Raw genomic sequence first — 18,845 nt, 5'->3', positions numbered from 1 at the left:
ATCTCAGCGGACGGATCGGGACCGGCAGCCGTGTGGTCAGTGCCGGCTCCCGCTTGGTCACGGCCGTCGGCTCGAGCGGGGCGATCCAAAGAGGCCCACGAACAAGTAGCTAAATGTTTTGATGTTATCCGTGGCACATCGGGGTACCCGAATACGATGACTCCGATGCAGGGGAGGGGGAGCGGTGAAGAGGCTTGGGGGCTGGGACGCCGTCCTGCTCTATAACGAGATTCCCAACCTGCCTCAGCACACCCTGAAGATAGGCATCGTCGACGCGTCGGATTCCGACGAATTCGGCTTTGACCACTACCGTCGGGCCTTGGCGCGCAAACTGCATCTTCTCGAACCGCTGCGCTATCAACCCGTCGACATCCCGCGCCGTCTACATCGTGCAATGTGGCTGGAGAACTGCGACATCGACCTCGACTACCACGTCCGGCGCTTGCAGATCCGGGCTCCCGGGGGTCGCCGCGAGCTCGATGCCGCGATCGGAGAAATCGCCAGCACCGCACTGGATCGCAGTAAGCCGTTGTGGGAGTTCCACTTCGTGGAGGGCATGGCGGACAATCGGTTCGCGATTATCGGGAAGGTTCATCACGCGTTGGCCGACGGCGTCGCCTCTGCCAATTTGATTGCGCGCGCTCTGGACTTTCCCGACGCCTCGTGGCCGGACAGGGACGACTACCCACGCGACCCCCGCAGGCGTGTCATCAGTGCAGTCGGGCTTCGACGAACACGCTTTCCGGGATTGCGGCATCGAGGCCGGCGGGCGCGGCCCGGTTGCTGGCGGCCATCAGATCGTGTGCGCTCGTCGCCGAGGTGACGGACCATCCGTGCGCTCGTAACCAGTCGACGACCTCCGTGCGCTCCCCCTCGTAGAGCAGGTTGCCGGACTCGGTGATGTCTTTGCCGCCCAGCTTGACCGCGACGTTCCGATACAGTTCCGTCTGCTTTTCACGGCGCGCGAAACTCTCTGCGCTGAAGAACTCGTTGGTGAACGCTTCGACGGCGACCCGGCTCCCGGGGGCGCTGAGTGACTGGATCCGCTCGAACAGCAGGTCCTGGGCGTCGGCTGTCAGATACGGCAACAGGCCCTCCGCCGACCATGCCGTTGGAACCGATGCGTCGAACCCCGCCGCCGTCAAGGCTTTCGGCCAGTCCAGACGCAGATCGATGCCGACGCCGATGTGGGAAGCAACCGGGTCGACCGCATGAGATTCCAGTGTGCTGGTCTTGAATTCCAGCACCTTGGGCTGATCGATCTCGTAGACGACGCATCCGGGAGGCCAGGCGAGCCGCCACGCGCGTGAGTCCAGACCGGCCGCTAGGATCACGACCTGCCGGATGCCGTCGCCGGCCGCCGCCAGGAAGTAGTCGTCGAAGAACTTCGTTCGGCACGCCGTGTAACCCAGCATCGCCTGCATCCGGTCCTCGAATTGTGGATCGACATCAGCCAATTGGGCCGGCAGTTCGTCGTCCAGGTAAACCCGCCAGATGCCGTCGCCGGCCGCCTCGAGGAACAGTTTCGCGTAGGGATCGCTGATCAGCGGATCGGCGCTCTGGGTCTCCTTCGCCCGCCCACCGGCAACGCCGAGCGCGGTGGCGCCGACGCTCTCGTTTATGTCCCAAGTGTCATCGTCAGTTCTGGCCATCGGATCCCTTTCGCAGCTCTCGGTGAAACGAGCCTACACGAAAGTTAGCTGTGCTTATTAAATGACGGTCGGCGCAGCCGGCGACTCAGGCGTTCACGAGCGCGGGCGGCTTGATGGCCTCCGGGTCGGGATTGGCGATCGGCAGACCCATGAAGCGACGAACATTGTCACCCATGAAGTCATAGGTGCGCCGGCGGTCCATGCCTTCGGCATATTTCCAGTACCGCTTGGGCTCGGCCAAGCCTTCGGGATGCGGCCAGTCCGAACCGAACATCACCTTGTCCCATCCGACTGTCTCCACGACATCGGCAACGGAACCCTCCCAGAACGGGCTCACCCAGATGTTACGGCGAAACACGTCGTGCGGATGCTCGGGGAAGTTCTGCGGCATCTTGCTGTAGGTCGACTGCAGATCGTCGAAGAGCGGCTTGATCCACGCGCTACCGTTCTCCACGCTGGCGATGCGTAGCTTGGGGAATCGGGTCAACGTGCCGTGGCAGATAAGGCTGGTCAGCATGTCTGCGATCTCGCGGTGACCCAACGCCGTCCACTTGAATGCCGACATCTCGAACGCGCTACTGGTTGACGGCGGCTCCCACCTGTCGATGTACTCCTGCAGCGGCGGCTGGCTGGCGTGCAACACGATCGGCAGCCCCGCATCCTCGACGTCGCGCCAGAACGGATCGAACTCGGGGAGCGCGGGGGAGCGCCATCCCTTGTAGCCGTTAACCGGCGCCGGCTTGATCAATGCGACCTTGGCGCCGTTGTCCAAGATGTATTCCAGCTCGCGGCGGGCTTCGTCGACGAGGCCGAGAGTGAGCACCGGCGTCGAGTAGATCCGGTTGGCGTGGTTGAAACCCCAGCGCTCGAGCATCCACTGGTTGAGGGCATGGATGATCGCCGCCGTCAGGTCGGGATCCTCCGCGGCCGAATGCTCGACCAGGTTGGCCAGGGTCGGGTAATTCAGGCACGCGTCAACGCCTTGGCGGTCGAGTTCGGCGATCCGGTCCTCGGGGTTGCGTGCACCCGGCGGCGTTTCGATGCCCCGGCCCGACATCTCCCGCATGGTCAGACCCTCGGGGTTCTGGCCGGAGTAGAACTTCTCGTGCGCCCCGGGAGCGGCGACCCGTTCGAACGTCGGGTTCGGCATGTAATCGGTGATCTTGTTCAGGATCGCGATGCGGGTGTGCCGGCCGATCTGGACGAACTGCACCTTCGGCCGGAACTGTTCGGGCAGATATTTCGTCAGCGCATCGGGCGTCTCGTACATGTGCTGATCGGCATCGAAGATCGGTGCGTCGGTGAACTGTGTCATCGTGGTGCCTCCCGCTACTCGACATGTGGCTCGACTACGAGCTTGACTGAAGTTGACGGTGGTGTCAAGTGATTGCCATTGAATCCCGAGATAAACTTGATCATCTGCGGAGATTGCGGTTGACGGTGGTGTCATATACAGTCGTCGCATGACGCTGACCCCGTCGGCCGAACGACAACTGGACGCCACCCGGGGTGAACGCACCCGTTCGGCGATCCTGGACGCCAGCCGTCGTCTCTTTCTGGAACGCGGCTATGCGGGGACGCCGATCAACGCGATCACCGAGGCGTGCGGGATATCGCGAGCCGGCTTCTACACCTACTTCAAGGACAAGCGCGAAATCTTCAACGTTCTTGGTCAGAACGCATACCGCGAGGCCCTCGCCGTCATCGCCGGATGGGCCGACGCCGACGAGCCGTTCGGACCCGCCGACATCCGAGCCTGGGTCGGCCACTACTTCGACTACATGGACCACCACGGCGCGTTCGTTCTCGCGTCGGCGCAGTCGGCGCCCGACGACGACGACTTCCGAAACTCGCGCAACCGCATGGTGACCCGGGCGTCATGGAAGCTGGGTCAGGCGATCGCCCGACACGGCACGCACTCGCCAGACGTCATCGGGGTCGCGGTGATGGGGCTGTTGGACCGGGCCTGGGATACGGTTCACCGGCAGACCGTGGCCGTCGACCGCGACGAAATGATCGCGGTGGTAGCGGAGATGATCGTCGCGATGGCAACGCCCCTCGCCTCGTGATCGCGCTGTCGCTCGACGCGCCGTACGTCATCGAGTTCATCCGTACCAACCACCGCGTTTTTCTGTTCTGTCGTGATGGCGCCCGACGTCCGGCCGGCTATGCCATGCGTTCGATCGCGTACCGGTCCGACACCCGCCGCCTCTACTTCGCCACCTATGCCAAGAGCGCCAAGGTGCACCACCTGCGCTCGGCCCCCGAGGTCGCATGCTTGGTCGGCGACGACCAGGGCTGGGTGTCCGTTGCTGGCCTCGCGCATGTCTACCAACCGTCCGCGGCCGAGGTCGACGAACTCATCGGCGAAAGCTCACCGGACCCACGCGTGCCCGAGTCGGTCGTGACGCAGGTCCGCGACCGCCTCCTCAGCGGCAAGCGGTGCTTCATCGGCGTGACGCTCACCGAGGTCCGCGCCGCCGAGCTCCCCGGTCGACGTGCCTAGTCCGCGCGGTCCGGTCGCTATGACCGAGGACGAACTAGCCGAATTCTTGGCGCGGGGGCCCACCGGCGCGATCTGTGTGGTCGACGCCGACGACCGGTTGCTGGCCCTACCGGCGCGCGTGGTCGACTCCGACTCCGCTACGATCACCGTCACCGTCGGCGGCGTTGATGGCGGCGCCACGCAGCGTGCCGAGGTCCAGGCCTGCATTGTGGCCGACACCTTCACCGCCTATCGGGACATTCGTGGGGTGATCGTGCAGGGGACAGTGAGGTGGCCACCCGCGCCGGATGACGTGGCGGTGCTGGCGGCTCGCCGCACGCTGACGTTCTCGTTCGCGAATGTCTAGAGGATTGGTCGCCGGCATTCTGGTTACTCGGTAAGGCATGTCAGGATTCGATACCAGCCAACCGATCACCGACGAGGCAGCCCTCGAAGACATCGACGAGGCAGACCAAGCGACCGTGCAGAAGTCCGGGTCCGAGCGTCCTGCCGAACCCGACGAATTAGGTGACGCGACGCCCGGCCCGCGCTGAGGCGCTCAGGCGTCCTTCACGTGGCGATCAGCGCCTCGACGTCGGCGACGCTGCGCAGCAGATCGTTGAGGTGGGTGCAGGTGCTGGTGCCGAACAGCTCTCGGCGGACACGAAAGTGCAGCTCCTGCAACGTCATTCCGGTGATTCGTTCGGCGCTCGCCACAGCACCCGGGCATTCCTGCCACGGCAGCACCCGCGGAGTGGCACGTGACTCGACGATGACGCCGGTCTCGGCGTCCACGACAGCGTCCAAGGTGTACTCGTGGATGATCGTCTCCACCCCGTCGCTTCGGACATAGGTGTCACGGAACATCGCGTCGACGCCCATTCGCCCGGCGGCTTGTTCGTGGATGTCGATGCGGCGTCTGCGGCGCATGCCGTGGCGCGGCAACTGCGCCACGTCGTGCCAGGCCGAAGGATCGTCGTCGTGATCGAGGTCGGGAGCCTGCGGGCCGGTCACGATCACGGGGTCACCCGCCTCGAATGACGTCTGCAGCAGTCCCCCCGTCGCGAAGCCCGCGCACTGGTCGGCAACCGGCAGGTAACCCGACTTCGCGACGTCGCCGAGCAGGTTCGACGCCGACAGCGCATGACCGGATATCAGCGTGGCCACGGGGACATCGTCCAGCAGCGTGTAGCGCAGGTCGCGGGCTTGCCGCAGCTCGGGAGCCACCTTGTCGACCGCCGCGCGAAACCCGCTCATCGCGGGCGCGCCCGCCAGCCGGGACATCGCTGCGACCGGCGGTGTCACCTCGACGTGACGGACGACGCGGGCGATCAGCTCGATGGTGGCCGAGAGTGTTGCGGAGCCGAGTTCGGTCACCGTCCCGTCGGCCGCCGTCCACAGGTCGCGCGCCCGCCCGTTCAGATACACCGGGTCCAACGAGCCCTCGTCCCGGGTCATGTCGATCGACGTGGTCCGCCGCGCCGACCGCGGCCGACGCGGCGGATTGCCGGTCGTGGGTTCGTGCACGCCGTGCAGCGGATGAAGCCCGACGGGCGGGGAGCCCAGGTCCGCCACCGGATGGACTCTAGCTGTCCTTGGCGGGCCGGAACGCGAAGGTCAAGAGCGACTGACCGTCGGCGGTCTCCAGCGTGGTGGTGGCCGACACGAGGGGCTGGCCGATCCGCAGTTCGGCCGCGGTCGCGTCGACGATCAGCGTCTCAACCAGCACACCTTCGGCCAGCTCGACGAAGCCCACCACGTACGGCCGGAACGTCTTGGGATCGCGATTGCCCTTGTACGGCAGCGGCGGCGGGAACTCCTGGGTGGTGTAGGTGTAAAGCGTTCCCGACGTGGACAGTTCGATCGGCTCGATGTCGTCCTGGATTTCGGGGTCACCGTCGAAAAGGTCGGGCCGTTCCGCGGGGAACTTCACCGCGCCCGTGGAACGTCTGCGCGAGCCGAACAGCACCGCGCGGTCGCCGTCCACCCGGAACAGACCCTCGGTGATCAGCGCGGTCATCTCATGCCACCTCGATGACCATCGCGGCACCCATGCCACCGCCGGCGCACATGGACAACACGCCGATGCCGCCGCCGCGCCTGCGCAATTCGTAGATCGCCGAGGTGACCATGCGGGCGCCGGTCGCCGCGATCGGGTGGCCCAGGCTGATGCCCGAGCCGTAGACGTTGACGATTTCTTCGTCGAGCCCGAGTTCGCGGGCACACGCCACCGCCTGCGCGGCGAACGCCTCGTTGATCTCGAACAGCGCCACGTCCTCGAGCTTGCGGCCAGCCAACTCGAGCGCCTTGGGGATGGCGGTGATGGGTCCGCTGCCGGTGCGGTTCGGCGCAACCCCGACCGCGCTCCACGAAAGGATATGAGCAAGAACGTTGTTCGCGGTGTCCGGGGCGGCGAGCGCCACCGCGGCGGCGGCGTCGTTGATACCCGAGGAGTTGCCGGCGGTCACCGTGAAGCCGTCGATCTCGGGATGCAACACCTTCAGGGCGGCCAGCGACTCCATCGAACTGCCGCGTCGGGGATGCTCGTCTTCGGCGAACGTGATCGTGGTGCCGTCGGCCTGCGGCACCTGGATCGGCACGATCTCTTCAACGAATGAGCCGGCATCGATCGCCTTTACCGCGCGCTGGTGGCTGCGCAGCGCCCATTCGTCCTGCGCCTCACGGGAGATGCCGTACTGCACGGCGCAGTTGTGCGCGACGGTAATGGACATATCCAGCGCGGGCGCGTCCGCGGTCGGGGGATGCGACAGCGGAGTCCATGGCTCGTAGTCCTCGGGGGATTTGCCGGTGGTGAAGGGCTTGCGTTTTTGCAATATCGGTCCGGTGGACAACGATTCCATGCCGCCGGCCAAAATGGCGCGGCTCATGCCCGCCGCGATCTGCCCCGCGCCCACTGCGATCGCCGAGAGGCTGGATGCGCACTGGCGGTTGACGGCCAGCCCGGGAACGTTGGTCAGCCCGAGGTCGACAGCGACGTAGCGGGCGCTGTCGCCGCCGCCTTGCATGCTCTCGGCCAGTACCAGGTCGTCGAACTCCGCCGCATCGAGGCCGGACCGATCGACGACCGCCGCGACGACGGGCTTGGCGAGCTCGATCGCGGGCACGTTGGCCAGCGTGCCCTTGCGCGCCGTTCCGATCGGTGTGCGGGCAGCGGCCACGATCGCTGCACGGGACGTGGTGGTGGCCATGTGTCTCCCAGATCGTTAGAGTTGACGGGCTGCTTGCCCGACGAGCGAGGCCAGTCTATACCGTTAAATAGATATCGGTATAACGGCGCAGGTGAGGTTGGGAGCAGCCCCATGAAGGTGATCAGGTCCGTGGACGATGCCCTCGCGACGATCGGGGAGGAACTCGGCGTCAGCCGCTGGGTCGACGTCGACCAGAGTCGGATCGATGCGTTCGCCGATGTCACCATGGATCACCAATGGATACACGTCGACGTCGAGAAGGCCAAGGCTGAAAGCCCTTACGGGGCAACGATCGCGCACGGCTTCCTGACCCTGTCCCTCATCCCCGGCGTGAGCAAGGACAACTACCGCGTCGAGAACGCCAAAATGGGCATCAACTACGGCCTGAACAAGGTGCGGTTCCTTTCCGCGGTCACCGCCGGCAGCCGCATCCGGGTCCGATCCGAGCTTGCGGACGCCGCCAAGGTCGCCGATGACACGGTGAACCTCACCGTGCGTCACACTGTCGAGATAGACGGAGTCGACAAGCCGGCCGCGGTCGCCGAGCTGATCGCGCGGTTCGTCTGGTGACCGGCGGTCCGTTCGGGGGAAAGGCCGTCCTCACCGGGATGGGCAAGTCGCAGATCGGTCGGCGGCTCGGCCGAACGGGCCTGGACCTCACGCTCGAGGCGGTGCTCCGGGCGATCGAGGACGCAGGGCTGAGCGTCGACGACGTGGACGGTATCGCCAGCTACCCGGGGCCGGGTGTACCCGATCCCGGGTTCTCCGGTGCCACCGTCCAGGAGGTCCGCAATGCGCTCGGACTGCGCTCGCGGTGGTACGTCTCGGCGCTGGAGACCGCGGGTCAGATAGGCCCGGCGATCGAGGCATGCATGGCGGTCAGTCTCGGGCTCGCCAATCATATCGTCGTCTATCGGTCGGTGTGGGAATCCACTGCCGCGCAGCAGGCCGGCGGCGGCCGCGCCTCGGTGTTGTTCGGCGGCGGGGAGCTGCCCCCGCACCTGGAGTGGACCGCACCCTTCGGCGCACTGTCGGCGGCCAATTGGCTGGCGATGCCCGCCCAGCGATATATGCACGACTTCGGGCTGACCCGCGAGCATTTGGGTCGCATCGCGATCAACGCCCGCACCAACGCCGGACTCAACCCCGACGCGATCTACCGCGAACCCATGACGATGGACGACTACCTCGGCGCGCGCATGATCTCCGAGCCGCTGTGCCTCTATGATTGCGACGTGCCCTGCGACGGCGCCACCGCCGTGATCGTGTCCCGTCGTGACGCCGCCAACGGCCTGCCGCGGCACCCGCTGACGGTAGAGTCCGTCGGACCGGGCATGTTCGAGCGGGCGACCTGGGATCAGCGCCGCGACGTGACCACGATGGCCGCCCACGACTCGGCCGCCACGTTGTGGGAGCACACCACGCTGACTCCCGCCGACGTCGACATGGCCCAGCTTTACGACGGCTTCTCCTTCCTGACCGTGATGTGGTTGGAGGCGATGGGCTTCTGCGAGCACGGCAAGGTCGGCGAATTCCTCGACGACGGTTCACGTATCGCTTTGGACGGCTCGCTGCCGATCAACACCAGCGGCGGGCAACTCTCCGGCGGGCGACTGCACGGCATGGGCTTCCTGCACGAGGCGTGCGTGCAGTTGTGGGGCGAGGGCGGCGACCGGCAGGCGCCCCGTACTCCCGAGGTGGTGGCCGTCGGGGTGGGCGGCGGGCCGGTGGCCGGATCGATGCTGCTGAGTAGCCGGTAGCCCATGCCCGCGGCCGGAGTCGACGACATGACGCTCGGTGACATCGTGACCGACAACGCGGTCCGCTTTCCCGACGTCGTCGCCTACCGGCACGGCCACCGCACCGTCACCCACGCACAGCTGCGGGACCGGGCGGTCCGGCTGGTGTCCGCGATGGCCGCGGCCGGGGTGAAGCGTCAGGATCGCATCGCGGTGTTGAGCCGCAACAGCATCAAGTTCGGCGAACTGAACGCCGCTGCTCAGCTCAGTGGAATCGTCATGGCGACCATCAACTTTCGGCTCTCGGTATCGGAGATGGACGACGCGCTGCGCCGCGTCGCCCCGTCGATGGTGTTCTGCGCGGACGAGTTCGTGCCGATGGTCGCCGAGCTGGTCCCCGAACTGCCGTGCATACCCCTCTTCGTGACCGTCGGCGGCGAGCCACCGCGCGGCGGCGTCGATTACGAGCGGTTCGTCGACGGCGGCCGCGGCGGCGAACCCGAGTTCGTCTCCCACCCAGACGACATCGCGTACTTACTGTTCACCAGTGGCACCACCGGCGCGTCCAAGTGCTGCATCCTCGGACAGCGGGAGATGCGCCGGGTCGCGTTCACCATGAACAACGAGATGCGTTGCGGCAGCACCGATCGGGGGCTGATCAACATGCCGATGTTCCATTTCGGCGCGCTCGGCATCATCGGTGGACTGCATGCTCGGGGTGGAAGCGTGGTGCTGCAGCAGCAGTTCGACGCGGCCGATGCGGTGCGGCTGATCGCTGACGAGCGGATCACGACGCTACACCTGGCCCCGGTCATGCTGAGGGCACTCCTTGATGAGGTGAGTGATCGCTCGGCGATGCAATCGGTACGCACGGTGGTCTATTCGGCCGCGCCGATGACCGCGGCCATCCTGCGGCGGGCGCTTGCCGTGCTGCCGGACGCGGGTTTCCTCAACCTTTACGGGCAGACGGAAGTCATCGTCTCTGGACTGCCCCGCGAACTGCACATTCTCGACGAACCCAACGCCGCCGAGCGGCTGAGTTCGGTTGGCTTCCCATTTCCCGACACACGGGTGCGTGTGGTCGATCCGGACGGCGGCGTCGTGCCCGTAGGGCAGGCAGGCGAGATCATCGTGCACTCCGACTCGATGTTTCGCGGCTACTGGCAGGACGTGGCGGCAACGCAAGCGACGCTGCAGGATGGGTGGTGCCACACCGGCGATATGGGCCGATTGGACGGGCGCGGGCTGCTCTATCTGATGGATCGCAAGAAGGACGTGATCATCAGCGGCGGGGAGAATATTTATTCGCCCGAGGTCGAGGATGCGATCAGTGCGGTTGATGGAGTGGCCGCCTGCGCGGTGGTCGGGGTGCCCGACGACAAATGGGGCGAGGCGGTCTGCGCCGTCGTCGTGCCGCGCAGCGGTTCGTCGCCGACCCTGGAAATGCTGCAAGAAGGTGTGCGGGAACGGCTGGCGCGCTACAAAGTGCCTCGTCGACTGGCGCTGGTCGCCGAGCTGCCTGTACTGGCCAGCGGCAAGGTGGACAAGAAACGGCTGCGCGCCGATCTCACGGCCCATGCCGGTGGGCTCCCAAGCTCACGCTTCACGCAAGAGTGAACGGCGCAATAGTTTGACCATCAGTTCAGCGGCCCGCTCCTCGCTGTCCGACGCGCTGGCCCCCGTCGGTTCGGACATCCGGCCCAGGACCGCCACGAACACGGCGGCCGCCACGTCGACGTCGATACCAGCCGGTAGGTCCACAGTGGACACCAGCGCCGAAACCGCCTGGAAAATCGCGCCGATGCCGTGGTCAACATCGGCATCGGAGAGCTGTTCGGCGACCGTGCCGTCGAACCACGCCCGGATCACGCCGCGGTAGGTGCGATGGAATCGGACGTAGCCACGCATCCACTCGATCAGCGAACCGGCTGCAAGGGCAGGCAGGGCGGCGGCGTGCTCCTCGATCTCGACGACCGCGCGGCGGGTCAGGTCGGCGAGGATCTTGTCCTTGGTGCTGAAGTACCGGTACAAGGTCGCGCGACTGATATCGGCGGCGGCCGCGATCTCTTCCATGCCGACGGCGTAGTAACCGCGTTCAGCGAACAACGCGGAGCTGACCGACAGCACGTCGCGCGCAATCGGCGACACCGACTCCTCGATAGCCGCCGCCGTAACTGCGGCGCCGCCGAGCGTGCGCGGTCTGATGACTGCGCGCGCACCTGTGGTCCGCGGTGCGGCCGCCTGCAGCGCGTCGGCTGGGGTCTCGGGAAAAAGCATCAATTGCAATGCGATGGTCAGCGACCACGTGACGCTCGCGCCAGCGGGCAACGGGAACATGGCCCTGTACCGGTAGAGATGGACCATGTGGGGGATCCGCCCCAGTACTGCGGCTGCGTCGTCGGCGTCCAGACCCCGCAGGCGCACGCTGCGCAACCTATCGGTGACCTCTTTGTGGAACTGGTTGGCGGCGGTGCTCGCATCGATGACGGACAACCCCGAGGGCGTGCCGATGCCAGGGAATTCGGCGAATACGGCGGCGTGGGCGTCGTAGATATCGGCCCACTCGACCAGCCATCGGTGCAACGCGTGCACTCCGTCGACCGTCGGGCCGAGTCCACCGAGGTGTTCGCCGTGTTCGAGTACATCGTGTTCGGCCAAAGCACTCAGTTCGCGGAAGATTTCCTCCTTGCCGGCGAAGTATTGATAGACGGTTGCGCGAGAGGCGTTGGCCGCCTTGGCGATGGCGTCAAGCGAGGTGGCGTGATATCCGTCGGCTAGGAACACTTCTGCGGCGCACGCGAGTATGCGCTCGCGCGTGTGCAGTCCGCGCCGTCCCACGCCGGCATTGGCCACGGGGGCATAACCAGGGCGCCGCAGCTTGTCAGGAATACGGGCCATGGGAGAAGTGTCCGGCAGGCTCATCGGCCCGACGGCGCTCCGGGGAGGTTGCGCTTGGCCTTGCCGGGATAGCCGAAGAACTTCTCGAAGTTGGCGTCATTGATGGGCTGCGCGCTGTTGCGGGCAGCAGCCGACCGCAGCGCGTCGAGGCGGGCCCGGGCCTTGTCGAGCGCCTCCAATGGTCCGGACGCCGTCAGGCGCTGCACCTCGCGCGTGGCCGCGGCGATCTCGAGGCGAAGGCGTTCGCCCGCTTCGCCGAAGGTGAGCAGGTCGTGGTCGTCTTCGTCGACCTTGTCCCGGGTGGCGTCGTCAGCGGGTGGACGTGTGGATTCCATGTAGGGCCTCACAGCGGGTAGACGGTTGTGGCGTGCGTCATATAGTCTGTGAGACAGACCGTCAGAAAACAAGACGATTTGTCAGAACAGTACGACAGCTCGTCCGATGCGAAGGAGCATCATGCCGCTTCAGGATGACCACCAGATCGTGTCCGTCGACGACCACTTGGTCGAGCACCCGCGGGTGTGGCAGGACCGGTTGCCGCAGAAGTACCTCGAACAGGGCCCTCGCATCGTCGAGGAAAACGGTATGCATCTGTGGCACTACGACGGGCAGGTCTTCCCGACAATCGGCCTCAACGCGGTCGCCGGCAAACCGCCGGAGCAGTGGGGCCTGGATCCCGTTCGCTACGAAGACATGATTCCGGGGTGCTACGACCCTGTCGCCCGGGTCGCCGACATGGACCTCGATGGTGTGCAGGCGGCGTTGTGCTTCCCGTCGTTCCCGGGATTCGGCGGCGGGACGTTCCAGCGCGCGCAGGACAAGGAACTCGCCCTGTTGTGCGTCAAGGCGTGGAACGACTTCTACATCGACGAGTGGTGTGCGGTGGCGCCCGAGCGCTACATCCCGTTGGCGATCCTGCCGACTTGGGATATCGACGCTTGTGTTGCCGAGGCCGAGCGCGTCGCGGCGAAGGGCGCGCGCACGATCTCGTTCCCGGACAGCCCGGTGCCGCTGGGTCTGCCGTCGTTCCACTCCGATCACTGGGACGGCTTGTGGCGGGTCTGCTCGGAGGCCAAGATGCCGGTCTCGCTGCACTTCGGGTCCGGCTCTTTCGTGCCAGGCTTTTCGTTCTCATCGGTCAAGCCGATCGCGGGCCAGATCACGGTGCCGGACGCGCCCTTTGCCGTGGCGACGGCGCTGTTCTCGACCAACCTGATGTGGAGCACCGTCGACCTGCTGTTCTCCGGCAAGCTGCAGCAGTTCCCCGACCTGCAGATTTCGCTGGCCGAAGGCGGCATCGGCTGGGTGCCGTACATCCTCGAGCGCTGCGACTACGTCTGGGAGCGGCACCGCTACTACCAGAACATCGACTTCGACACCCGTCCGTCGGATTTGTTCCGCAAGCATTTCTGGGGCTGCTTCATCGACGACGAGCACGGCCTGACGAATCGGCATGCGATCGGCATCGACCGCATCATGCTCGAGATCGACTTCCCGCACAGCGACTCCAACTGGCCGAACTCACGAAAGCGCGCCGCCGAGGTGCTGGCAGATGTGCCCGACGATGAATGCGCGTTGATCGTCGAGGAGAATGCCCGCCGGATGCTTCACTTCCCGCGGGTACCGGCCAGCGATCGGCAGCTCGCCGGCGTCTGACGCCGAAGGCTGTCAGTCGTCTAGGTCTAGAGCCTGCCCCGCGAGACCAGCTGCGCGGCAATGACGTTGCGTTGTATCTCGTTGGTTCCCTCGCCGACGATCATGAGGGGGGCGTCGCGGAAGTAGCGCTCGACATCGTATTCGGTGGAGTACCCGTAGCCACCGTGGATTCGTACGGCGTTGAGCGCTATTTCCATGGCCACCTCCGACGCGAACAGTTTGGCCATCCCAGCTTCCATGTCGCACCGTTCGCCGCTGTCGTACTTCTCTGCGGCGTAGCGGGTGAGTTGGCGTGCCGCGGTGAGTTTGGTGGCCATGTCGGCCAGGTAGTTCCCCACTGATTGGTGCTTCCAGATCGGCTGTCCGAAGCTCTCTCGCTCCTGTGCGTATTTCAGCGCGTCCTCCAGTGCTGCGCTGGCCACCCCCAGCGCCCGCGATGCGACCTGAATGCGGCCCGTTTCAAGGCCTTTCATCATCTGCGCGAATCCGCGGCCCGGCTCGTCTCCGAGGATCGCCGAGACAGGCACGCGGCAGTCGTCGAACGACAGCTCGCAACTCTCCACTCCCTTGTATCCCAGCTTGGGGAGGTCGCGCGAGACGGTGAGGCCTTGACCGTGTTCGACCAGGATGATCGAAATGCCTTTATGGCGTGGTACGGCTTCGGGATCGGTCTTGCACAGCAGTGCGATGAGGCCGGACCTGCGGGCGTTGCTGATCCAGGTCTTCGCGCCGTTGATCACCAGCTGGTCACCGTCGGCTCGTGCTGTGGTCGTCATCGCCTGCAGGTCCGAACCACCGCCGGGTTCGGTGAGCGCCATCGTGGCCCGGAGCTCTCCGGTCGCCATCCGCGGCAGGTATTTTTGTCGCTGTTCGTCGTTGCCGTACATCGAGATCAGCTTCGCGACCACGGTGTGCCCGCCCATCGCGCCCGCCAGGCTCATCCAGCCGCGGGCCAGTTCCTCGGTCACTTGTACGTAGCAGGGCATCGACACCGGCGAACCGCCGTATTCCTCGGGCACGGCAAGACCGAAGATCCCGATCCGCTTCATCTGCTCGATCCACGCTTCCGGGTATTCGTTTGCGTGCTCGACCTCGCGGACGGTGGGCTTGACGTCGCGGTCGACGAAGGCCCGCACCGTGGCGACCAGCATGGTCTCTTCATCGCTGAGCGCGAATGTCATGGCAGTTTCCTACCGGACATGACCGTCAGAATCAAGTGAACCACTAACGGGATCGAGCCTCGCGACGTGGGTCGAGAAATCGAGGTACACCGGATCAATTTCGGTGACAGTTACGTCAGAAAGGCGGCGGCCCGGAGGTCTGTCGAAATAGTTAAAGCTTTAGTCTTATGCTGGCACCTGGACGAGAGACCGTGCGCCGCCGGAACGGTCGAGCGAAGGAGGTCACATGAGAGTTCGGCTCGAGCAATCGAAGTGCGTGGGACATGCCCAGTGTTACGCCGTCGACCCGGATCTGTTCCCGATCGACGACGCTGGCTATTGCATCCTCGAGGAGCGCGAGGTGCGCCCGGAAGACGAGCAGCTCACTCGGGACGGCGTGGCCGCCTGCCCCGAACTCGCACTGATTCTCGAAGAAGGCTGACCGCACGCTTGCCAATCGGCTGCAATAAACGGCACACTGCAGACATAGTTAACCAAGTTGACTTTGTGGAGTGCGATGCAGACTGATGATTGGCGGCCGCGTCTCGAGTCGCTACTCGCCGACTTTCGTCGTCGCCAGGCCGACTCGACTCGCGCGGGGGAGAAAGCTGACCGCATCGAGGTGGCCCGCGCTTGGCACGCCGAACTCGTCGACCACCAGCTGGCTGCGCCCGGGTGGCCCCGCGAGGTCGGTGGCCTCGAATTATCGTTGGCGGATCAGCTGGACTACTACCGGATGACCACGGATGCGGGTGCGCCACCGCATCCGTGTCCGTTGTCGTTCATCGTCGCGCCCACGCTCATCGCGCACGGCACCCAGCAGCAGAAGGATCGTTTCCTCACACCGTTGCTGCGCGCGGACGAGTTCTGGTGTCAAGGGTTTTCCGAACCCGGGGCCGGCAGTGACCTGTCGTCGCTGTCCACCCGCGCGGTCCGTGACGGCGACGTGTACCGGGTGACGGGCCAGAAGGTGTGGACCACGATGGCCGACCGCGCCGATTGGATGTTCGCGCTGGTGCGCACGGGGTCGGGGGACAGACCGTCCGACGGGATCACCTATCTCTTGATCCCGATGAAAAGTCCGGGAATCACTGTGCGCCCGCTGCGCGACATCAGCGGCGCGGCGCACTTCGCCGAGGTCTTCCTCGACGACGTCGAGGTGTCCGTCGAGAACGTGGTCGGGGCTGAGGGCGCGGGCTGGTCGATCATGCGCACGTCGCTGGGCCACGAGCGGGCCACCGCTTTTCTGGCTGACGAGTTCAAGTACCGGCGCACGGTCGACCGGGTGATCGATCTTGTCGTCTCCCGAGGGCTCGCCGACGACCCGTCGGTACGGCAGGACGTCGCTCGGCTGGAATCCGGGGTTCGCACGATCGCCGCCAATAGCGCCCGCGCATTGGCTGCGGTATTGCGCGGCGAGGATCCGGGCGGTGTGGCTTCGGTGAACCGGTTGGTGAAATCGGAGTTCGAGCAGCACATGCACGCGCTCGCTTTGCGCGCGGCCGGTCCCTTTGCGGCGCTGGGCAGCCGCGCCCCCGACGCCGTGGACAACGGACGCTGGACGTTCGGCTACCTGATGAGTCGGGCGACCACGATCGGCGCGGGAACGGCGGAGATCCAACGCAACACGATCGCCGAGAGCGTACTTGGGCTGCCTTCACACCGCGGCGAGGGTACCCGGGCAGCCGCCGTCGCGCCGGGTGCCCCGCTCGCCGTGCCCGAGGAGGATGAACGCGAGCTGCGCGAGGTGTTGTCGGCGACACTGCGGGCCAAGGTGGATGTAGCGGCATTGCTCGACCGCAAGCGTCCCGTCGACGCGTTCGACATCGACGTGTGGTCGGCGCTCGTCGAATTCGGCCTACCGGGGCTTGCCGTCGACGAATCCCTGGGCGGCGCCGGCGCCCGGCCGCGCCTGCTCTACGTCGCCATCGAGGAAGCTGCGAAGGCATTGGCTCCTGCGCCGCTGGTCCCGACGGTGATCGCACTCGACGTCGCGTTGCATTGTGGTGCAAAGACTTTGGTCCAGCGAATCACGGACGGGGCGGCTGCCGCGTTCGCCGTGACGATGGATGACAGCGGCTGGGTGACCAGCGGCGCTGCGCTGCCCGAGTGGGACGGGGCGCGTCTTGTCGGTGTGGTCCCGATCGTGGCGGGAGCACCAGTGGCCGAGGTGCTGGTGGTGTTGGCGCGTCTCGCCAGCGGAGCCGGTGAGGTATTGGTGGCCGTCGACGCGTCCGCTGACGGCGTCGAGGTGACGGCCCATCAGCCGCTCGACCTCACCGGCACCATCGGTGCGGTCACCTTCAGCAGCGCGGCCGGGGAGGTGCTGGCCGACGGAACTGATGTGCCCGCGGCGCTACGCGACGCGTACGGCCAGGCGGTGCTGGCGGTGGCCGCGGACTCGATCGGGGTGGGCTCGCGCGCTCTGGCGATGGCCGTCGACTGGGCACGTGAACGCCGCCAGTTCGGCAGGCCCATCGGCAGCTTCCAGGCGGTCTCGCATCGGTGCGCGGACATGCTGGTCGCCCTGGAGGGCGCCCGCGGCCAGGTCCTCGCCGCGGCCGGGACCGGAGTCGAGAAGTCGGGCTACTTGCCAGATTTGGCTGCCGCCGCCGCGCTCGATGCCGCGGTGGCCGCCACCGAGGGCGCGTTGCAGATCCACGGCGGTATCGGCTTCACCTGGGAACACCCGATCCACTTGTTGCTACGTCGCGCCAAGGCCAACTCGGTGTTGGTCGGCCGCGCCGACGCGCTGCGAGACCGGGCCGCCGGCAAACTGACGGCGCCGTACCGGGAATAGCGCTTCGAGCAGCACTGAGCGGCAAAGATGTCACATCGAACAGGAAGACGGAAACGTGGAATACGGGATGGGTCCCGAATTGGAGGCCTTCCGGGCCGAAGTGCGGGCTTTCATTGCGGAGCATGCACCGCCCGTCCGTCCGCGGGCCGGTGTCCGTAGCGCCGAGAACGAGGCCGAGCTCAAAGCCCTTCAGGACTGGACGGCGCGCCTCTTCGAAGCCGGCTATGTCGGCGCGGACTGGCCCGTGGAGTTCGGCGGCCGCGATGACCGCTCCGCCGAACATGCCATCGTGGTGGGTGAGGAGCTTGCCCGAGCCGCGGTGCCAGGTGTGCCGAGCGGTAACGCGCTGGCCTCGCACGCGCTGATCCACTACGGCACCGACGACCAGCGCCGCCGGCACCTGCCCGAGATTCGGGCGGGTCGACAGTTGTGGTGCCAGTTGTTCAGCGAGCCCGGTGCGGGAAGCGACCTTGCCTCGCTGCGCACACGCGCGGTGCTCGACGGCGATACCTATACGGTCAGCGGGCAGAAGGTATGGACCACTGACGGGCACTGGGCCGACTACGGATATCTGTTGGCGCGCACCGATCCCGACGTCCCGAAGCACAAAGGCATCAGCGCGTTCATCCTCGACATGTCCAGTCCGGGCATCACGGTCCGTCCGCTGCGCGAGTTGACTGGCACCTCGGATTTCAACGAGGTGTTCTTCGATTCCGTCGAAGTGCCCACCGACGCCATGATCGGAGAACCAGGACAGGGCTGGGCGATCGCGAACGCCACGTTGGGGCATGAACGCACCAGTGTCGGCGCCGCGGTTGTCAAGCTCAGGCTGGCCATCGACGGACTCGTCGCGCTCGCCTCGCGCGTCACCGTCAACGGCCGTCCCGCGATCGACAACGATCGGATCCGCGATCGGATCGGCGAGTTCAGCGCCGAGGCGGAGGCGCTGTCCGCGCTGACGTACGCCAACCTCACGCGTTGGCTGCGGGGCACCGAACGCATGCACGACGGCGCGATGGCCAAGTTGATGTTCAGCGAACTGAACCTCGAGATGGCGCGCTTCGCCCTCGAACTCGGCGGCGAGGCAGGCGTATTGGTGGAGGGCGACCCGGAGGTCCTCGACGGCGGTCGCTGGCAGGACGAGTGGCTCTACGCCCGGGCCTACACCATTGCCGGTGGCAGTTCGGAGATCATGCGCAACCTGATCGCCGAGCGGGGCCTGGCGCTACCGCGGGATCGGCGCTGA

Annotated in this window: 19 protein-coding genes and 1 pseudogene; 12 read left to right on the top strand and 8 right to left on the bottom strand. The window is 66.1% G+C overall.

Going from position 1 to position 18,845, the window contains the following annotated elements:
* Positions 1-184 precede the first annotated feature (184 nt).
* Positions 185-682, top strand: a pseudogene (locus H7I87_RS21190) (wax ester/triacylglycerol synthase domain-containing protein); the annotation flags it as partial.
* Between the two features lie 28 nt (positions 683-710).
* Here H7I87_RS21190 and H7I87_RS21185 read toward each other — a convergent pair.
* Together H7I87_RS21185 and H7I87_RS21180 are read right to left on the bottom strand one after the other, a co-directional pair.
* Positions 711-1,652 (bottom strand): class I SAM-dependent methyltransferase, encoded by a 942-nt coding sequence (locus tag H7I87_RS21185; RefSeq protein WP_023860639.1) that lies wholly within the window; start codon positions 1,650-1,652, stop codon positions 711-713.
* A gap of 85 nt (positions 1,653-1,737) precedes the next feature.
* Complete coding sequence (locus H7I87_RS21180; protein ID WP_023860640.1) at positions 1,738-2,967, bottom strand: amidohydrolase family protein; 1,230 nt, start codon at positions 2,965-2,967, stop codon at positions 1,738-1,740.
* Positions 2,968-3,115: 148 nt separating this feature from the next.
* Between H7I87_RS21180 and H7I87_RS21175 the strand changes: the two genes are divergently transcribed.
* From H7I87_RS21175 to H7I87_RS21160, 4 genes are read left to right on the top strand one after another with little or no spacing between them, the layout of a single operon-like run.
* On the top strand, positions 3,116-3,721 hold the full coding sequence (locus H7I87_RS21175) for a TetR/AcrR family transcriptional regulator (protein ID WP_023860641.1): 606 nt from the start codon (positions 3,116-3,118) through the stop codon (positions 3,719-3,721).
* Entirely contained in the window at positions 3,718-4,158 is a 441-nt protein-coding gene (locus tag H7I87_RS21170; RefSeq protein WP_023860642.1) for a pyridoxamine 5'-phosphate oxidase family protein, read from the top strand. The genes H7I87_RS21175 and H7I87_RS21170 overlap by 4 nt, the downstream gene beginning before the upstream one ends.
* A 19-nt stretch (positions 4,159-4,177) precedes the next feature.
* Positions 4,178-4,504, top strand: a complete 327-nt coding sequence (locus H7I87_RS21165; protein WP_023860643.1) for a hypothetical protein — start codon at positions 4,178-4,180, stop codon at positions 4,502-4,504.
* 37 nt (positions 4,505-4,541) lie between these two features.
* Positions 4,542-4,691: a hypothetical protein gene (locus tag H7I87_RS21160; RefSeq protein WP_023860644.1), complete on the top strand. Its 150-nt coding sequence runs from the start codon at positions 4,542-4,544 to the stop codon at positions 4,689-4,691.
* A 16-nt stretch (positions 4,692-4,707) separates the two neighbouring features.
* Here the strand turns inward: H7I87_RS21160 and H7I87_RS21155 are convergent, their stop codons facing one another.
* From H7I87_RS21155 to H7I87_RS21145, 3 genes are read right to left on the bottom strand one after another with little or no spacing between them, the layout of a single operon-like run.
* Complete coding sequence (locus H7I87_RS21155; RefSeq protein WP_023860645.1) at positions 4,708-5,712, bottom strand: DUF2889 domain-containing protein; 1,005 nt, start codon at positions 5,710-5,712, stop codon at positions 4,708-4,710.
* A 10-nt stretch (positions 5,713-5,722) separates the two neighbouring features.
* A complete protein-coding gene (locus H7I87_RS21150; RefSeq protein ID WP_023860646.1) occupies positions 5,723-6,157 on the bottom strand; it encodes a Zn-ribbon domain-containing OB-fold protein in 435 nt (144 codons plus the stop codon).
* 1 nt (position 6,158) lies between these two features.
* A complete protein-coding gene (locus H7I87_RS21145) occupies positions 6,159-7,346 on the bottom strand; it encodes a thiolase family protein (RefSeq protein WP_023860647.1) in 1,188 nt (395 codons plus the stop codon).
* Between the two features lie 111 nt (positions 7,347-7,457).
* Here H7I87_RS21145 and H7I87_RS21140 point away from each other — a divergent pair, with 111 nt between their 5' ends.
* The 3 genes from H7I87_RS21140 to H7I87_RS21130 are packed head-to-tail and all read left to right on the top strand — an operon-like array spanning position 7,458 to position 10,702.
* On the top strand, positions 7,458-7,916 hold the full coding sequence (locus H7I87_RS21140) for a MaoC family dehydratase (protein WP_023860648.1): 459 nt from the start codon (positions 7,458-7,460) through the stop codon (positions 7,914-7,916).
* The gene (locus H7I87_RS21135) at positions 7,913-9,106 is read left to right on the top strand and encodes a thiolase family protein (RefSeq protein ID WP_023860649.1); all 1,194 of its coding nucleotides are present in this window, start codon (positions 7,913-7,915) and stop codon (positions 9,104-9,106) included. The genes H7I87_RS21140 and H7I87_RS21135 overlap by 4 nt, the downstream gene beginning before the upstream one ends.
* A gap of 3 nt (positions 9,107-9,109) precedes the next feature.
* Positions 9,110-10,702 (top strand): class I adenylate-forming enzyme family protein, encoded by a 1,593-nt coding sequence (locus H7I87_RS21130; RefSeq protein ID WP_023860650.1) that lies wholly within the window; start codon positions 9,110-9,112, stop codon positions 10,700-10,702.
* Here H7I87_RS21130 and H7I87_RS21125 read toward each other — a convergent pair.
* Positions 10,682-12,007, bottom strand: a complete 1,326-nt coding sequence (locus tag H7I87_RS21125) for a TetR/AcrR family transcriptional regulator (RefSeq protein ID WP_224111062.1) — start codon at positions 12,005-12,007, stop codon at positions 10,682-10,684. The two genes, H7I87_RS21130 and H7I87_RS21125, sit on opposite strands and share 21 nt — an antisense overlap.
* Positions 12,004-12,318, bottom strand: coding sequence for a hypothetical protein (locus H7I87_RS21120; protein WP_023860652.1), 315 nt, complete (start codon positions 12,316-12,318; stop codon positions 12,004-12,006). The genes H7I87_RS21125 and H7I87_RS21120 overlap by 4 nt, the downstream gene beginning before the upstream one ends.
* A gap of 121 nt (positions 12,319-12,439) precedes the next feature.
* Between H7I87_RS21120 and H7I87_RS21115 the strand changes: the two genes are divergently transcribed.
* On the top strand, positions 12,440-13,639 hold the full coding sequence (locus H7I87_RS21115; RefSeq protein WP_023860653.1) for an amidohydrolase family protein: 1,200 nt from the start codon (positions 12,440-12,442) through the stop codon (positions 13,637-13,639).
* A 26-nt stretch (positions 13,640-13,665) separates the two neighbouring features.
* Here the strand turns inward: H7I87_RS21115 and H7I87_RS21110 are convergent, their stop codons facing one another.
* Positions 13,666-14,820 carry an acyl-CoA dehydrogenase family protein gene (locus H7I87_RS21110; RefSeq protein WP_023860654.1) on the bottom strand — a complete coding sequence of 385 codons (1,155 nt, stop codon included), beginning with the start codon at positions 14,818-14,820 and terminating at the stop codon, positions 13,666-13,668.
* Between the two features lie 226 nt (positions 14,821-15,046).
* On the opposite strand from H7I87_RS21110, the gene fdxE reads away from it, so the two are divergent.
* From fdxE to H7I87_RS21095, 3 genes are all read left to right on the top strand, one after another.
* Entirely contained in the window at positions 15,047-15,241 is a 195-nt protein-coding gene (gene fdxE / locus H7I87_RS21105; RefSeq protein ID WP_023860655.1) for a ferredoxin FdxE, read from the top strand.
* Positions 15,242-15,316: 75 nt separating this feature from the next.
* Positions 15,317-17,599 (top strand): acyl-CoA dehydrogenase family protein, encoded by a 2,283-nt coding sequence (locus tag H7I87_RS21100; RefSeq protein WP_023860656.1) that lies wholly within the window; start codon positions 15,317-15,319, stop codon positions 17,597-17,599.
* A 55-nt stretch (positions 17,600-17,654) separates the two neighbouring features.
* Positions 17,655-18,845 (top strand): acyl-CoA dehydrogenase family protein, encoded by a 1,191-nt coding sequence (locus H7I87_RS21095; protein WP_023860657.1) that lies wholly within the window; start codon positions 17,655-17,657, stop codon positions 18,843-18,845.

Origin of the sequence: Mycobacterium timonense (genome assembly GCF_025821985.1) — a bacterium.
GTDB classification, from domain to species: domain Bacteria; phylum Actinomycetota; class Actinomycetes; order Mycobacteriales; family Mycobacteriaceae; genus Mycobacterium; species Mycobacterium avium.
This window is presented reverse-complemented; position numbering and strand designations above follow the sequence as displayed.

Coding starts and splice junctions, on each gene's coding strand:
- H7I87_RS21185 (WP_023860639.1), bottom strand. CDS start 1,652: ATGGCCAGAACTGACGATGACACTTGGGACATAAACGAGAGCGTCGGC.
- H7I87_RS21180 (WP_023860640.1), bottom strand. CDS start 2,967: ATGACACAGTTCACCGACGCACCGATCTTCGATGCCGATCAGCACATG.
- H7I87_RS21175 (WP_023860641.1), top strand. CDS start 3,116: ATGACGCTGACCCCGTCGGCCGAACGACAACTGGACGCCACCCGGGGT.
- H7I87_RS21165 (WP_023860643.1), top strand. CDS start 4,178: ATGACCGAGGACGAACTAGCCGAATTCTTGGCGCGGGGGCCCACCGGC.
- H7I87_RS21160 (WP_023860644.1), top strand. CDS start 4,542: ATGTCAGGATTCGATACCAGCCAACCGATCACCGACGAGGCAGCCCTC.
- H7I87_RS21150 (WP_023860646.1), bottom strand. CDS start 6,157: ATGACCGCGCTGATCACCGAGGGTCTGTTCCGGGTGGACGGCGACCGC.
- H7I87_RS21145 (WP_023860647.1), bottom strand. CDS start 7,346: ATGGCCACCACCACGTCCCGTGCAGCGATCGTGGCCGCTGCCCGCACA.
- H7I87_RS21140 (WP_023860648.1), top strand. CDS start 7,458: ATGAAGGTGATCAGGTCCGTGGACGATGCCCTCGCGACGATCGGGGAG.
- H7I87_RS21130 (WP_023860650.1), top strand. CDS start 9,110: ATGCCCGCGGCCGGAGTCGACGACATGACGCTCGGTGACATCGTGACC.
- H7I87_RS21125 (WP_224111062.1), bottom strand. CDS start 12,007: ATGAGCCTGCCGGACACTTCTCCCATGGCCCGTATTCCTGACAAGCTG.
- H7I87_RS21120 (WP_023860652.1), bottom strand. CDS start 12,318: ATGGAATCCACACGTCCACCCGCTGACGACGCCACCCGGGACAAGGTC.
- H7I87_RS21115 (WP_023860653.1), top strand. CDS start 12,440: ATGCCGCTTCAGGATGACCACCAGATCGTGTCCGTCGACGACCACTTG.
- H7I87_RS21110 (WP_023860654.1), bottom strand. CDS start 14,820: ATGACATTCGCGCTCAGCGATGAAGAGACCATGCTGGTCGCCACGGTG.
- fdxE (WP_023860655.1), top strand. CDS start 15,047: ATGAGAGTTCGGCTCGAGCAATCGAAGTGCGTGGGACATGCCCAGTGT.
- H7I87_RS21100 (WP_023860656.1), top strand. CDS start 15,317: ATGCAGACTGATGATTGGCGGCCGCGTCTCGAGTCGCTACTCGCCGAC.